Raw genomic sequence first — 15,231 nt, forward strand, 5'->3', positions numbered from 1 at the left:
TCATCGACCACAACAGCCCCGATGAGCACGGCGCGTGGCCTGCTGGCCGCCGCACTCGCCGCCAGCGCCTTCCTCGGCGGCTGCGCGTCGTCCGTACACACCGCGGACACCACCGAATCCGGTTCTTACACCGAGCCGCCGCTGCCCGCGAAAGCCATTCCGATAGGGACCGATACACCGCTGCCGGAGCCCAGCGATCCGAAGTGCGGCGACCCCACCGCCAGCCTGCGGCCCGCCGGTTCCGGCCGGGCCGCCAGCGGCCCGGCCATCGACGCCATACGGGCCCGCGGCCGGTTGCTGGTCGGCTTGGACACCGGCAGCAACCTGTTCAGTTTCCGCGATCCGGTCAGCGGCACCGTCGTCGGCTTCGACGTCGACATCGCCCGCGAGATCGCGCGCGACCTGCTCGGCAACCCGGACCTGATCGAATACCGCATCCTGGGCTCGGCCGACCGGGAGCGGGCTTTGCAGGACCACACCGTGGACGTGGTCGCCAAGACCATGACCATCACCTGCGAACGGCGCACGAAGGTCGCGTTCTCCACCGTCTACCTGCGCGCCGACCAGCGGGTGCTGGCCATGAAGAACTCCGGCATCACCGGCATCGCCGATCTCGCTGGCAAACGGGTGTGCGTGGTGCTCGGCACCACCTCGCTGGACCACATCCGCCACGAACAGCCCGCCGCCACCCTGTTGACCGTGCCGACCTGGGCCGACTGCCTGGTGGTGTTGCAACAACGGCAGGTCGACGCGGTGAGCACCGACGACGCGATCCTGGCGGGCCTGGCCGCCCAGGACCCGTACACCGAGGTGGTCGGCGACAGCATCAGCGCCGAGCCGTACGGCATCGGCATCGCCAAGGAAGCCGACGATCTGGTGCGGTTCGTCAACGGCACCCTGGAGCGGCTGCGCACCGACGGCACTTGGATGCGGATCCACGAGCGGTGGCTCACCGCACTAGACCCGACGCCCACTCCACCCGCTCCTACGTATCAGGACTGAGGGGCGATGACCACGCGATACCTCCCCTTCCCGCGACCGGAGGACGGCGACCAGCCGATGGGCTCCGGGCCCTCCGGATCGGAGCCCGAGAACGCCGAAGCGCCGCCGACGATCCGCCGGTCCGACCCACTCGCGCCCGGCCGCGACCGAACATCGAGCGGCACAGCATATTCCGAGGACGACGGACCGGCCACCCAGCTGGGTCCCTCGCCCTCGCGCACCGAGGACGACGAGCCGACCGGGCAGGTACGCGACCGCCGGACGGAGTCCACCGACACCGCGGCGGGAGGGGCCGCGACCGCCGCGGCGCAACCCCAGAACCAAGCCGCAGAACCGATCGGCACCGCGGCATTCGCCGAACCGCCGGGCACCATAGCCGCCGAAGTGAGCGACGAGACGCCCCGCTCTGAGCCGGATTCCGCTGGGGCATCGCGTACTTCGGGCCGCAGCGTGCGCACCGCGCACTCCCGGCCATCGGTGCGCAGGCTCGGCGGCGGCTTGGTGCCGATCCCGACGGTCCCGCCCGCTGACCCGATGGCGGCGGTGCTCACCAATCCGGCGGTCTCCGAGGGCAGGCGCTTCTGCTGGCGCTGCGGCAATCCCGTCGGCCGGGCGACCGCCGTGCGCCCGGCGACGACGGCAGGCGCCTGTGAGACCTGCCGAGCGCCTTACGATTTCCGTCCTTCGCTGCATCCTGGCGATCTGGTCTCCGGCCAGTACGAAGTCCAGGGCTGCTTGGCGCACGGCGGCCTCGGCTGGATCTACCTCGCGATCGACCGCAACGTCAGCGACCGATGGGTGGTGCTGAAGGGCTTGCTGCACGCGGGCGACGCCGAAGCGCAGGCGGTCGCGGTGGCCGAGCGCCAATTCCTCGCCGAGGTCGCCCATCCCAGCATCGTCAAGATCCACAACTTCGTCGAGCATCCGGGCCAGGACGGCTCCCCGATCGGCTACATCGTGATGGAGTACGTCGGCGGGCGTTCGCTGCGCGCGGTGCTCGACAGCTACGAGCGGCCCGCGCGGATGCCGGTCGCCGAGGCGATCGCCTATGTGCTGGAGATCCTGCCCGCGTTGGATTATCTGCATTCGATCGGCCTGGCCTACAACGACCTCAAGCCGGACAACATCATGATCACCGAGGACCAAGTCAAACTGATCGACCTCGGCGCGGTCACCACCATCGAGGCATACGGAAACCTCTACGGCACCAAGGGCTTCCAGGCTCCGGAGATCGCCAGAACCGGTCCGACGGTCGCCTCCGACATCTACACGGTCGGGCGCACGCTGGCCGTGCTCACCTTGAACCTGCCGATGGAACACGGCCGCTATCTGGACGGCATCCCCGATCCCGCACAGCAACCCGTGCTGGAACGCTACGAGTTCTTCCACCGTCTGCTGCTCACCGCGACCGATACGGACCCGGCGCGCCGGTTCGGCTCGGCCCGGGCGATGGCAGGCCAGCTGTCGGGCGTCTTGCGGGAGATCCTCGCGCTCGACACCGGCGTCGAGCATCCCCAGTTGTCCACAGTGTTCAGTCCACAGCGGACCAGCTTCGGCACCGAGGAACTGATCAGCCAGACCGACGCCTACGCCGACGGCATCGCCCGCAGCAGTTTGCTGCGCTCCGCTGACATCGTTGCGGCGCTGCCGATTCCGCTGATGGACCCCGCCGAACCGTCCGCTCCGCTGCTGGCCGCCGCCGTGCACACGGATCCGCGGCAGGCGCTGGACGCGCTGCACGAGGCGCGCGAACGCGCCGCCGCCGATCCCGAGAATGCTCCGGAGACTTTGGATCTGGAGCTTTCCCTCGCCGAGGTCAGACTGCGGCTCGACATGGGCGAGTCGGCCGCGGTGCTGTACCTGCTGTCCCGAATGCCCGCGTCCGACTGGCGCGTCGACTGGTACACCGGGCTGGCCGAGCTGCGAGAACAGAATTACGAGCGGGCCTTCGCGCGCTTCGAGTCGGTGCTGCACGTGCTGCCTGGCGAGATCGCACCCAAGCTCGCCCTCGCCGCGACCGCGGAACTGATTCTGCAGCAGTGGCATTCGGAGGACCCGGAGCAGTGGCGGGCCTACGCGGAGAGGTTCTACGGCACCGTCTGGCGCACCGACCGAGCGGTGGTGAGCGCGGCATTCGGGCTGGCCAGACAGCTTTCGGCGGCGGGCGGGGTCGAGGTGGCGGTCGACGCGCTCGACGAGGTCGCCGGCTCATCGCGTTGTTACGCCGCGGCGCGGATGACGGCGGTGCTCTTGCTGCTCACCGCGTCCCCGGTGGCCGAACTGGACGAGTCGACGCTGCACGTGGCGGCCGCGCGGGTGCAGACGCTGCCTGCCGGCGAGAGCCGCGCGCTCCAGATGCGGGTGCTCGTGCTCGGCGCCGCGCTGGCCTGGCTGCAAGCGGGCAACGCCCCGAAACGCGACGACGCCAAGCTGTTCGGCGCCGCGTTCACCGAACGGGATCTGCGCGACGGCACCGAATCGGGTCTACGCGCCCTCGCCCGCCACGCGCCGGGCCGCAAACATCGCTACGCGCTGGTCGATCTCGCCAACAGCATCCGCGCCCAAACCTGGTTCTGACCCGAGAAACCCGGCCGCTGCGGCGGAACAGCGGCCGGGCCGGATCCGGGCGCGGGAGCAGTCGGCAGCCGGGAAGGTCCGCGGGCCGCGCCACGCCGGGGGCAGCCGGCGCGGCTGACGGGAGGCGAGGGCATCGCTCCCACGGCCCGCGGGGCTCCTCGGATACTGGCGACCCCGATCCGCTTTCCATCCTGGCGCGGGGATCATGAGGAATCCGTGAGGTTTTCTAGGGCTGACGGCCGCCGAGCTGAAGGCGTGGACGGGTGAACCAGTCGCGCGCGGTCCGCGGGGCGAGTAGGCACACGATCGCGATTCCCGCGATGATGACCAGCAGGCCGGGCGCCTGGCCCGTGGCGGTGGCGCCGAGCCCGCACAGGCCCTGCAGAGCCGCCAGCACGATCGCGGTGATGCGTAACCCGTTGTCGCCCTTGTCGAAACTGAACGCGAGGCCCGCCAGTACGAATGGCAACCCGAACCCGAAGCCGACGGCGCCTGCCCGCTCGGCGTCCCCGCTGAGCGCCGCGACGGCCCCGACGATCGCGACGCCGAGCGCGCCGAGCGACCAGGCGATGATCTGGGCGGCGCGCACCGTCGACGGCATCCGCGGCCAGTCATAACCGTCCAGCGCGGAGGGCGGGTAACCGGGATGGGCGCCGGGAGATGGTTCCGAGCCGAAGTGCGTGCCCTCCCGGTACTGCTCGGGGCCGGACGCCGGATAGGGCGGATAGGACTGATCGGGCACGATCGCCTTTCGGTTCGTCGGTCCGGGGTGAGAGCCAGCCTCCGGCTCGATCGACGAATGCGCGAACGGTCCCGCCCCCTTCCCGAGCCATTCAAGATCAGCGGACGGCAGGTTTCAAGCGCTGCGCGACCGACGCCCTCGTACGCGGGAAGAACTGCGGTTCCGCAAGTTTCGCCCTGTCAACTATTGCTCCGAAACCACCTGCCGGGCGGCGCGGGCGATGGCGAGTTCCTCGTTGGTCGGCACGACCAGGACCGCTACCGGGGCTTCCTGCGGGGAGATGAGTCGCGCGGCGCGGTCGGCGGCGGTGTTGCGCGCCGGGTCGACCTCGATGCCGAAAGCGGACAGACCGGCCAGCGCGTCGGCGCGGACGTCCGGGCTGTTCTCGCCTACTCCCGCGGTGAACGTGATGGCGTCGACGCCGCCCAGTTCGACCAGATACGCGCCGAGGTAGCGGCGCAGCCGGTGGATGTAGACGTCGTAGGCCAGCTGGGCCGCGGCGTCGCCCGCGTCGATCAGCCGTCGCAGTTCACGGAAGTCGTTGACACCGGACAGGCCCTTGATGCCCGAATCGCGGTTGAGGAGTTCGTCGATCTGTCCCATGTCGAAGTGGGCCGAGCGCACAAGGTGACCGATGATGCCGGGGTCGATGTCGCCGCCCCGTGTACCCATCACCAGGCCCTCCAGCGGCGTCAGCCCCATGCTGGTGTCGATCGGCTTGCCGCCGCGGATCGCCGACGCGGACGCGCCGTTGCCGAGATGGAACACGATCTGGCGCAACGCTTCCGGGTCGCGACCGAGCACCTCGGCGACCCGCCCTGACACGTACTCGTGCGAGGTGCCGTGGAAGCCGTACCTGCGGATGCCGTGCGCGGCAGCGACTTTCGCATCGATGGCGTACGTCTTGGCCGCCTCGGGCAGGCCGTGGAAGAACGCGGTGTCGAAGACGGCGACCTGCGGCACACCGGGCAGCAACTCCCTGGTGCTCTCGATCCCCGTGACATTGGCCGGATTGTGCAGCGGGGCGAGGGCGGACAGCTCGGCGATCTCCTCGACCACCTCGTCGGTGATCAGCGTCGGCTCGTAGAACACCTCGCCACCGTGCACCACCCGGTGCCCGACCGCCCGCACGCCCGCGCCTGCCAGGTCGTAGCCGGTTTCCGCGAACAGGTCGAACACCAGCCGCAGCCCGGCCTTGTGGTCGGCGATCGCCTCGGTGCGCTCGACGGTGCGGCCCCCTGCGCGGTGCTCGACGGCCCCTTCCCGCTCCCCGATCCGTTCCACCAGACCGGAGGCCCCCACGGCGCCCGTCTCCGGGTCGAGCAGCTGATACTTGATGGACGAGGAGCCGGAATTGATCACCAGCACAAGGTCATCGGCCGCGTTGCTCATCATGCCTCCTGCGTCTTCCTGCGACCTCGCACCGAACCGGTGCTCGGCCCCTTACCCGCGGCAACCCCGCGCACCGCACGTTTGTTCCTGGTGGGCGAGTGCCCAGTCTCCGCGCGAGTACGCAGTCTCACTGCCCCTGCGCCTGGATGGCGGTGATCGCCACGGTGTTGACGATGTCGGCGACCAGCGCACCGCGCGAGAGGTCGTTGACCGGCTTGCGCAAGCCCTGCAACACGGGGCCGATCGCGATGGCGCCCGCGCTGCGCTGCACCGCCTTGTAGGTGTTGTTGCCGGTGTTGAGATCCGGAAACACGAACACCGTGGCCCGTCCGGCCACCTCGGAGTCGGGCAGCTTCGCGTCGGCGACCGTCGGCTCGATCGCCGCGTCGTACTGAATCGGGCCCTCCACCAACAGTTCCGGGGCGCGCTCGCGGACCAGCTTGGTCGCCACGCGCACCTTGTCCACATCGGCTCCGCTGCCGGATTCGCCCGTGGAGTAGGACAGCATGGCGACCTTCGGATCGATACCGAACCGCGCGGCGGTCTGCGCGGAGGAGATCGCGATATCCGCCAGCTGTTCGGAGGTCGGGTCGGGCACGACGGCGCAGTCTCCGTAGGCGAGGACCCGGTCGGCCAGGCACATGAGGAACACGCTGGAGACGGTGGATACGCCGGGCACCGTCTTGATGATCTCGAAGGAGGGCCGGATGGTGTGCGCGGTGGTGTGCGCCGCTCCGGAGACCATGCCGTCGGCGATGCCCTTGTAGACCATCATGGTGCCGAAATAGGAGATGTCGGCGACGGTTTCGCGCGCCCGGTCCAGCGTCATGCCCTTGTGCTTGCGCAGTTCGGTGTACTCGGCGGCGAACTCGTCCAGGTAACCGGAGGTGCGCGGATCGAGCACCTCGGCCTCCGAGATATCCACGCCGAGTTCTGCGGCGCGCGCCCGAATGGCCGATTCGTCGCCGAGGACGACCAGGTCGGCGATCTTGCGCTGCAACACGCGACCCGCCGCGCGCAGGATGCGGTCGTCGTCGCCCTCGGGCAGCACGATCCGCTTGCGGTCGGCCCTGGCCTGCTCGATCAGCTGGTACTCGAACATCTGCGGGGTGACCACCGAGCTGTGCGGAACACTGATGCGCCGCAACAACTCCGGCGCGTCCACGTGCTGCTCCATCAGGGCCAGCGCGGTGTTCACCTTGCGCGGGTTGCCCGCCGACATCCGGCCCCTGGTGCGGTACGCGGCGCTGGCCGTGTCGTAGGTGCCCAAGCTCGTGGTCAGGATCGGCAGCTTCTGTTTCAGGCCCGCCATCAGGCGCGCGACCGCGGGGTGCGGCAGCATGTCGCCGTTCATGATGATGCCCGACAGCGACGGAAAGCCCTCGGCTTCATGAGCGTTCACGACGCTCAGCAACACGTCGGAGCGGTCGCCCGGCGCGATCACCACGACACCGTCGACCAGCCGCTCCAGAATGTGCTCCGCGGTCATGCCGCCGACCATGACCTTCAGTGCCTCGCGTTGCAGCAGTTCCGGGTCGCCGCTGTACATTTCGCCGTCGACCGCCTCACACAGCTCGGCCATCGTCGGCGCGATCAACAGCGGCACCTCGGGCAGTGACCAGGACGGCACGTCGAAATCGCCCAATACGGAGCAGATTTCGTTCAGCGCGTCGGGATCACAGCGGTTCGCCACGATTGCCATCAGCTCGGCGTGCTCCTGGTGCAGTTCGCTCGCGCACAGCTCGACCAACTGCCTGACCTCGGCCGGAGTGCGATCGGATCCGCGCACCACGAGCAGCACCGGCGCGCCGAGGTTCACCGCGATCCTCGCGTTGAAACGCAGCTCGCTCGGGCTGGCCACGTCGGTGTAGTCGCTGCCGATCACCACCACCGCGTCGCAGGCCTTGGCAACATCGTGAAAGCGCATCACGATCTCGCTGATCGCGGCGTCCGGATCGTTGTGCACCTGCTCGTAGGTGACGCCGACCGCCTGCGCGTAATCGATGTCGGCGGTGCTGTGCTCGAGCAGCAACTCCAGGATGTAGTCGGGCTCGGTGGTCGAGCGGGTGATCGGACGGAACACCCCGACCCTCGCGGTGGTGGCGCACAGCATTTGCAGCACGCCGAGCGCGACCGTCGACTTGCCGGTGTCGCCCTCCGGCGAGGCGATGTAGACGGTGGACGGAGCGGATTCGACCATGGTCCCGAGCTTAGTGAGCCGACACGCCGAGGCCCGGCCAACCGATGGCAAATATTCGGGAAATCACGTTCGGCGGCCACCTCGCCTATATTCCGGCATATGACGACACAGTTCCCGGACCGGCAATGGGGTTCGCGCACCAATCTGCTGTCTCGCGTGGCGAACCGTTTCGCCGCGACGAAACCGGGGTCCTGGGTGATTCGCAAGATCACCCCGCTGGATCGCTGGGTGCTGGAGCGCACCGACGCCAAGTACACGATTCTGGGACCGATCGGCGCGCCGGTCATCCTGCTGACCACCACGGGCCGCAAATCCGGCCAGCCGCGCACCCAGCCGCTGCTGTACGTGCACGACGGCGACACCTTGTACGTCATCGGCAGCAACTTCGGCCAAGCCCACCACCCGGCCTGGACCGCCAACCTGCTCGCCGACCCGAACGCCACCGTCGCCATCGCGGGCGAACGCATCCGGGTCACCGCGACGCCGGTCGAAGGCGCGGAGAAGGAACCGATCTTCCAGCGTTTCGTGGAAGTGACCGGTGCGTACGCCGCCTATCGCGGCCGCACCACGCGCGATCTGCGCATCTTCGCGCTGACCCGCGCCTGATTCCGCCGGACCCCCGACCGCCGCGGCCCCGGGCGAGCCAGCCGAACCGATCCCGACCGTGCCGAACCAGTCAGCGGCGACGCCGCCGAACCTGTGTCGCCGCGAGCGGGTCGAGAACGGCCGCGACGTACCGAAACGAGGACGCCCGCGCCCGATGATCGGCTGGGCGCCGATGTCGGCGCCGACCCGCCCCGGCAACGCGCACCGCGTCCTATCGTGGTGGCATGCGGATCTCGGTGGCGGCGGACGAGTGCGTTGGCGTGGCAAAGGAACTGGTCGACGAGCTGGAGAGGCGCGGGTTCGACGGTGTGCTGACGCACGGCGCGCTGTCGGAGCGCGAGCGGGACGACTGGGCGTGGGCCAGCGAGGCCGCGGCGCGCGACGTCGCCGAGGGTCGCGCCGACCAGGCGATCGTCTGCTGCTGGACCGGGACCGGCGCGTCCATCGCGGCCAACAAGGTGGCTGGCATCCGCGCCGCGCTGTGCGGTGACGCGGCGACCGCCGCGGGCGCGCGCAAATGGAACGACGCGAATGTGCTTGCGCTGAGCCTGCGTTCGACCTCGGCGGCCGAGCTCACCGAGATCCTCGACGCCTGGTTCGCGGGCGAGCCGAGCGCGGACGCGGCCGACCGTGCCAATATCGCGCATCTGACCAAGATCGAGCGGGGGCACTGAGCCCGGCCATCGACCGAGGATCTTTCCGCGCCGGAGCACGGTATGACTTGGACGACCCAACCGCACGTCCGATTCATTGACAGCATGCTGTCAAATATGACAGGATGCTGTCATGCTCACGAAGACAGTGCACACTGCCATCTACGACACCCTCGCCGACTGGCAGGTTGGAGCCGCCACCGCGCACATCAACAATCCGGCCTGGCAGGTCGCGCCCGGCGCCTTCGCGGTCCAGACCGTCGGGCTCACCCGCGACCCGATCACCACCAAGGGCGGCATGCGAATCACGCCTGATTCGACGCTGGCCGAGCTTTCCCCTGCCGAAAGCGCGATGCTGATCCTGCCCGGCGCCGACACCTGGACGACCGGCGAACTCACGCCGTTCGCTCGTAAGGCGCGCGAATTCCTGGACACGGGCGTGCCGGTCGCGGCCATCTGCGGCTCGACCTTCGGCTTGGCGCGGGAAGGCCTGCTGGACGACAAAGCGCACACCAGCAACGTGGCCGAGTTCCTGGTCTACAGCGGGTACGCGGGTGCGGACCGCTACGTCGAACAACCCGCGGTGACCGACGGCAACGTCATCACAGCCTCCGCGACAGCGCCATTCGAGTTCGCCCGCGAGGTGCTCGGATTGCTCGGCGTCTACGAACCGCACATCCTCGACGCCTGGTACCGGCTCTACGCGCACAGTGATCCGGCGGCCTACGCGGTACTCGACGCCTACGACAAGGCCGCGGCGCGCGCATGACCGATACACCGGAGCAGGAACTGTTCAGCACCGCCGCGATCACCTCGTTCCGGCTCAACGGCCAGTTCCTCGCCATCGCCGAGGAACTGGCCAAGCCCGCCGGGCTGACCGCGGCGTGGTGGCAGGTGCTCGGTGCGGTGCTTCGCGAGCCGCTGCCGGTGGCGGGCATCGCGCGCGCCATGGGCATCACCCGGCAGAGCGTGCAGCGCATCGCGGATCTGCTGGTGCACAAGGGACTGGCCGAATACCGTCCGAATCCGGCGCACCGTCGCGCGAAGCTGGTCGCCGTGACAGAGGAGGGCCGTGCGGCCGTCCGGCGGATCCATCCGCGGCACGCGGTGCTCGCCGACCGGCTCACCGCCGAGCTCGGCGCGGACGAATTCGCCCGCATCGTCGAGGCGATCACCCGCCTCTCCGCCGCGGTAGACGCGATCACCGAACGCGCGGACTGACGGTTCGGCTCAGTCGAACGGCTTGTGCGTGCGCCCCACCAGATCCGCGACCGAGTCGATGACCCGCGTCGGCCGGTACGGGTAGTGCTCGACGGACGCGTGGGTCGAAATGCCGGTGGTCACCAGGATGGTGCGCATGCCTGCCTCCAGCCCGGAGATAACGTCGGTGTCCATCCGGTCACCGATCATCACGGTGGACTGCGAGTGCGCGCCGATGCGCCGCAGCGCCGAACGCATCATGAGCGGGTTGGGTTTGCCGACGTAATACGGTTCGCGCCCGGTTGCGCGGGTGATCAACGCGGCGACCGAACCGGTGGCGGGCAGGACGCCCTCGCGCGACGGTCCGGTGGCGTCCGGGTTGGTGGCGATGAAACGGGCGCCGCGTTCGACCAACCGGATAGCGGTGGTGATGGCCTCGAAGGAATACGTGCGGGTCTCGCCGAGCACGACGTAGTCGGGGTCGCTGTCGGTGAGCACGTACCCGATCTCGTGCAGCGCGGTGGTGAGTCCGGATTCGCCCACCACATAAGCGGTTCCGTTCGGGCGCTGTTCGTTCAGGAAGGTCGCGGTGGCCAGCGCGGAGGTCCAGATGGCCTCCTCCGGGATGTCGAGCCCGGTCTGACGCAGCCGCGCTTGCAGATCGCGGGGTGTGCGGATCGAGTTGTTGGTGAGCACGAGGAACGGCGTCTCGTTGGCGCGCAGTTCGGCGAGGAACTCGTCGGCGCCGGGCACCAGGTGCTCCTCGCTCACCAGCACCCCGTCCATATCGGTCAGGTACGACAGGATCGGCTCATTGTCTGCGGTCACCAGACAATTGTCGGTTATCGCGTCGCGAGACGCATGGGACCGGGTCCAGATGCGGCCGGTCACACACACCCACTCCGCCGTGACTATGGTCGAAGCTGGCCGTGCGAGAACCCGATCGCGCGTGCCCGTCCGTCCGATGCGGCGGAGCGATCTCGCTCGGCCCACGGGATGCGGCACCGATCGGCTCGTCCGAACGACCGACGGGATGCGGAAGGCCGCACCCGCACAGCGAAGCGACAGGAGTGGCGCACATGGGTGATCTGAAGCTCGGATACAAGGCGTCGGCGGAACAGTTCGGACCGCGTGAACTGGTGGAGATCGCGGTGCTCGCTGAGGAGCACGGGATGGACAGCGCCACGGTGAGCGACCACTTCCAGCCCTGGCGGCACAAGGGCGGGCACGCGCCGTTCTCGCTGGCCTGGATGGCCGCGGTCGGCGAGCGCACGAAGCGCATTCAGCTCGGCACCTCGGTTCTCACGCCGACCTTCCGGTACAACCCCGCGGTGATCGCGCAGGCCTTCGCCACGATGGGCTGTCTGTACCCGAACCGCGTCATGCTCGGCGTCGGCACCGGCGAGGCGCTCAACGAGATCGCCACCGGCTACACCGGCGAATGGCCGGAATTCAAGGAACGTTTCGGCCGTTTGCGCGAGTCGGTCGACCTGATGCGCGCGTTGTGGACCGGCGATCGCGTCGACTTCGACGGCCAGTACTACCGGACGGTCGGCGCGTCCATCTACGACGTGCCCGAGGGCGGCATCCCGATCTACATCGCCGCGGGCGGACCGCTGGTCGCGCGCTACGCGGGCCGCGCGGGTGACGGCTTCATCTGCACCTCGGGCAAGGGCATGGACCTCTACACCGAGAAGCTGATGCCCGCGGTGGCCGAGGGCGCGGCCAAGGCGGACCGCACCGTCGACGACATCGACAGAATGATCGAGATCAAGATCTCTTACGACACCGATCCCGAACTGGCGCAGGAGAACACGCGATTCTGGGCGCCGCTGTCGCTGACCGCCGAGCAGAAGCACAGCATCACCGACCCGATCGAAATGGAAGCCGCCGCCGACGCGCTGCCCATCGAGCAGATCGCCAAGCGCTGGATCGTCGCGAGCGACCCCGACGAGGCGGTCGCCCAGATCCAGCCCTACCTCGACGCTGGCCTCAACCACCTGGTCTTCCATGCCCCCGGCCACGACCAGCGCCGCTTCCTCGACCTCTTCCAGCGCGACCTGGCCCCCCGCCTCCGCAAGCTCGGCTGAGCCGCACAGACCTTCCACACGCCTCGCAGGGGTCACAACCTCTGCGAGGCGTGTGAAGGCTTTGCGAGGACCTACTCCGCGGCGGATCGGGCGAGACGGCGGACCATGAGCGCAGCCGAGCCGAGCACCGCCAGGTACGCGATGACGTACGCGTTCATCAGTAGCGGCGCGGCGGGCCACCACGGCGGCAGCAGAAAAACGCCTACGCTGACCCAGGTTTCGCTCCAGTGGTACGTCCAGCCGCCGATCGACAGGTACAGGGCGGCGGCGGCGATCCACCAGCGCGGGTTCAACTGCGCCCGGTGCACCAGGTAGACGAGCAGGGGCACGAACCACACCCAGTGGTGTCCCCACGAGAACGGCGAGACCGCGCAGGCGGTCAGACCGGCGAGGGTGACCGAGAGCAGCCGTTCCCCGTGCCGATGCAGGGCGGTGGCGACGAACAGGCCGGCGGCCAGCACGGGCAACGCGACGAGCAGCCACAACCACAGCGGCGCAGGCCCGTGCGTCAGGTGGGCGAGGACGCCGCGCAGGGATTGGTTGGCGGGGTGGGTGTCCGGGGCGATGCGCTCGGACTGGAAGAAGGTCGTCGTCCAGTACGTACTGGAATCGGCGGGCAGCACGAACCAGGTCAGCACGACGGAGGCGACGAAGGTCAGCGCCGCCGTGCCCGCCGAGCGCCATTGCCGCGACGCGAGCAACTGGACGACGAAATAGAGCGGTACGAGTTTGATGCCCGCCGCGATGCCGATTCCGATGCCGCGCAGCCTGCTGCGATCCCGGCGCGAGAAATCCCAGAGGACCAGCAGCATGAGGATGAGGTTGATCTGCCCGTAGAACAGCGTGGTGCGGACCGGTTCGATGAAGGTGCAGGTGAGCGCGAGCAGGGCGCTGCCCGCCGCGAGCCGCCCGGTGAACCGGTAGCCCAGCAGCCGCCAGCTCGTCATGATGCAGCCGAACAGCACGACGAGGTTGAGCGTGAGCCAGATCGGGCTGAGGTACTGCCAGGGTATGAGGTTGGTCGGCAAGAAGACGATCGCCGAGAACGGGGTGTAGGTGTAGAGCAGTCCGCGAAGGGTGGGCTCGGTGTAGAGCGGCTGGTCGTGCAGGATGCGCGAGGCGCCGTCCCGATAGACGTGCACGTCGAGCCCGCCCACCAGGATGCCCGCCTTGTCCAGCCATGGATCGACGGTGGTGAGGATCAGCGTCACGGCAGCGATCGCACAGGCGAGCAGGAAGAGCAGCGTCGCGTTGGTCGGCGATGCGACGGGCCGGGCCGACCAGGTCGACCGGGTGTTCACGCAGGCCGACCCGCGCACGGCGCCCGGTCCTCGAGCTGCACGCGACGATGGAAAACGCCTGCGCACAGCCGCATTCGCGCCGTGTCGAGGCAACTGACCGATGCCTGCGTCGGGACGGTCCTCCGTATCGACGGAGCCTTCACAGCAGCGACGTTCGTTACCGAGCCTCATCAACTTCGACCATATCTGCCGCCGTCCGGACGGTGACGGCCGAGTCGAAGGACATCGCCTGCGCGGCAGCGGATTCGGACTCAGAACAGTGCCGATCAGCTGCGGCGCAAGCTCATTCGATCACAGGGAACGGAATCGTATCCGCCGGTTGGATTCTCGGCAGTTCATCTCGGCGCAGCGGCAGCGTCGGCTGCTCGGTGCGATGCAGCGGCAGCGTCGGAGCGGGGTCGTTCACCTGACGCTCCCTGACCGGCAGGCGGTAGAACGCGCGGGCGTTGTCCTCCAGGACCGCGTACATGTCGACGCCGACCACGTCGCAGATCAGATCGACGTCCGCGTCACGGAACGGCCGCCCAGCCCTGGTGCCGGGCAGATCGGTGCCGAACATCAGCGCCTGCGGGTTCACGGCGTGGATGCGGCGCAGAGTGTCGGCGACGTTCATCGCGACCCGCCCGAAACCGGTCGCCTTCACGCGGGCGCCGCGGTCGACGAGATCGAGCAGGTACGGCAGACCCTCGTCGGACATCCCGAGATGGTCGACCGAGAGTGCGGGCAGCTTCGAGATCACCGGTTGCAGCGACGCCAGCATCTGGCCGTCCATGTACAGCTCGACATGCCAGCCGGCGAGCTCGTGGGCGCGCAGCGCCTGCAATGTCATCTGGGTGATGTCGGCGGCGGCGCGCTTGAGGTTGAAGCGCAGCGCGCGCACGCCGACACGGTCGAGTTCGAGGATCTCCTCGTCCGAAGCGTCCAGGTCGAGCCTCGTCACGCCGACCCATCCTTCGCCGAGCTCGGCCAGCGCCGCCTTCAGATAGGTTTGATCGGTCCCCTGGAACGACGCGCTGACCACGGCCCCGCCGCCGATGTCGAAGCGAGACATGCGCTTTCGATAGTCGGCGATGGTGTACGGGTCGGGCAGGTAGCCCTCGTTCTCGATCAGCGGAAACCGCGGATCGATGATGTGGACATGGGCATCGAACACTTGTACAGAATGCCTCGAGATCTCTTCGCTGTCTCATCCGCTCGTGGCTACCGGGCGGTCGGGAAAGCGAAAGAGGGGCGCTCGCGGGCGCCCCTCTCGGGTGGAACGGTTACACCTTGTGCGGCTCGCTGGCGCGGAGCATGTCCTCGCGCTCGACGACCTTGACCCGCTCGCGGCCCTCGGGCTCACCGAGCGCGCGCTCGTGGGCATCGAGCCGGTACCAGCCCGCCCAAGTCGTGAACGGGATGCCCTTGCCCTCGAGGAACTCGATGACCGCCTGCGGGTCCGGGTTCTCCGCTGGGGCGAAGCCGGGCG

The 15,231-nt window shown here is 68.8% G+C and carries 13 protein-coding genes and 1 pseudogene; 7 read left to right on the plus strand and 7 right to left on the minus strand.

The window, feature by feature from the left end; genetic code table 11:
- The first annotated feature begins 21 nt into the window (after nt 1–21).
- A complete protein-coding gene (locus NX1_RS17370) occupies nt 22–1,002 on the plus strand; it encodes a glutamate ABC transporter substrate-binding protein (RefSeq protein ID WP_068059960.1) in 981 nt (326 codons plus the stop codon).
- Between the two features lie 6 nt (nt 1,003–1,008).
- Complete coding sequence (locus NX1_RS17375) at nt 1,009–3,579, plus strand: serine/threonine-protein kinase PknG (protein WP_245668543.1); 2,571 nt, start codon at nt 1,009–1,011, stop codon at nt 3,577–3,579.
- Nucleotides 3,580–3,805: 226 nt separating this feature from the next.
- Here the strand turns inward: NX1_RS17375 and NX1_RS17380 are convergent, their stop codons facing one another.
- The 3 genes from NX1_RS17380 to pta all read right to left on the minus strand — a co-directional run bounded on the left by NX1_RS17380 (nt 3,806) and on the right by pta (nt 7,913).
- Nucleotides 3,806–4,321: a hypothetical protein gene (locus NX1_RS17380; RefSeq protein ID WP_068059964.1), complete on the minus strand. Its 516-nt coding sequence runs from the start codon at nt 4,319–4,321 to the stop codon at nt 3,806–3,808.
- Between the two features lie 183 nt (nt 4,322–4,504).
- Nucleotides 4,505–5,713, minus strand: coding sequence for an acetate kinase (locus NX1_RS17385; protein ID WP_068060070.1), 1,209 nt, complete (start codon nt 5,711–5,713; stop codon nt 4,505–4,507).
- 127 nt (nt 5,714–5,840) lie between these two features.
- Entirely contained in the window at nt 5,841–7,913 is a 2,073-nt protein-coding gene (pta, locus tag NX1_RS17390) for a phosphate acetyltransferase (RefSeq protein WP_068059967.1), read from the minus strand.
- A gap of 99 nt (nt 7,914–8,012) precedes the next feature.
- Between pta and NX1_RS17395 the strand changes: the two genes are divergently transcribed.
- The 4 genes from NX1_RS17395 to NX1_RS17410 all read left to right on the plus strand — a co-directional run bounded on the left by NX1_RS17395 (nt 8,013) and on the right by NX1_RS17410 (nt 10,393).
- Nucleotides 8,013–8,519: a nitroreductase/quinone reductase family protein gene (locus NX1_RS17395; protein ID WP_068059971.1), complete on the plus strand. Its 507-nt coding sequence runs from the start codon at nt 8,013–8,015 to the stop codon at nt 8,517–8,519.
- Between the two features lie 224 nt (nt 8,520–8,743).
- Nucleotides 8,744–9,193, plus strand: coding sequence for an RpiB/LacA/LacB family sugar-phosphate isomerase (locus NX1_RS17400; RefSeq protein ID WP_068059975.1), 450 nt, complete (start codon nt 8,744–8,746; stop codon nt 9,191–9,193).
- Between the two features lie 112 nt (nt 9,194–9,305).
- The gene (locus NX1_RS17405) at nt 9,306–9,941 is read left to right on the plus strand and encodes a DJ-1/PfpI family protein (protein WP_068059977.1); all 636 of its coding nucleotides are present in this window, start codon (nt 9,306–9,308) and stop codon (nt 9,939–9,941) included.
- Complete coding sequence (locus NX1_RS17410; protein ID WP_068059980.1) at nt 9,938–10,393, plus strand: MarR family winged helix-turn-helix transcriptional regulator; 456 nt, start codon at nt 9,938–9,940, stop codon at nt 10,391–10,393. The genes NX1_RS17405 and NX1_RS17410 overlap by 4 nt, the downstream gene beginning before the upstream one ends.
- A 9-nt stretch (nt 10,394–10,402) precedes the next feature.
- On the opposite strand, the gene NX1_RS17415 is transcribed toward NX1_RS17410, so the two are convergent.
- A complete protein-coding gene (locus NX1_RS17415; protein WP_245668546.1) occupies nt 10,403–11,158 on the minus strand; it encodes an HAD-IIA family hydrolase in 756 nt (251 codons plus the stop codon).
- Between the two features lie 293 nt (nt 11,159–11,451).
- Here NX1_RS17415 and fgd point away from each other — a divergent pair, with 293 nt between their 5' ends.
- On the plus strand, nt 11,452–12,462 hold the full coding sequence (fgd, locus tag NX1_RS17420) for a glucose-6-phosphate dehydrogenase (coenzyme-F420) (protein ID WP_068059983.1): 1,011 nt from the start codon (nt 11,452–11,454) through the stop codon (nt 12,460–12,462).
- Between the two features lie 71 nt (nt 12,463–12,533).
- On the opposite strand, the gene NX1_RS17425 is transcribed toward fgd, so the two are convergent.
- From NX1_RS17425 to NX1_RS17435, 3 genes and pseudogenes are all read right to left on the minus strand, one after another.
- Nucleotides 12,534–13,763, minus strand: a complete 1,230-nt coding sequence (locus NX1_RS17425) for a glycosyltransferase 87 family protein (protein WP_245668544.1) — start codon at nt 13,761–13,763, stop codon at nt 12,534–12,536.
- A 283-nt stretch (nt 13,764–14,046) separates the two neighbouring features.
- Nucleotides 14,047–14,916, minus strand: a complete 870-nt coding sequence (locus tag NX1_RS17430) for an amidohydrolase family protein (protein WP_068059987.1) — start codon at nt 14,914–14,916, stop codon at nt 14,047–14,049.
- Nucleotides 14,917–15,025: 109 nt separating this feature from the next.
- A pseudogene (locus tag NX1_RS17435) lies at nt 15,026–15,231 on the minus strand (pyridine nucleotide-disulfide oxidoreductase); the annotation flags it as partial.

It is taken from the genome of Nocardia xishanensis NBRC 101358 (genome assembly GCF_001613365.1).
GTDB lineage: Bacteria > Actinomycetota > Actinomycetes > Mycobacteriales > Mycobacteriaceae > Nocardia > Nocardia xishanensis.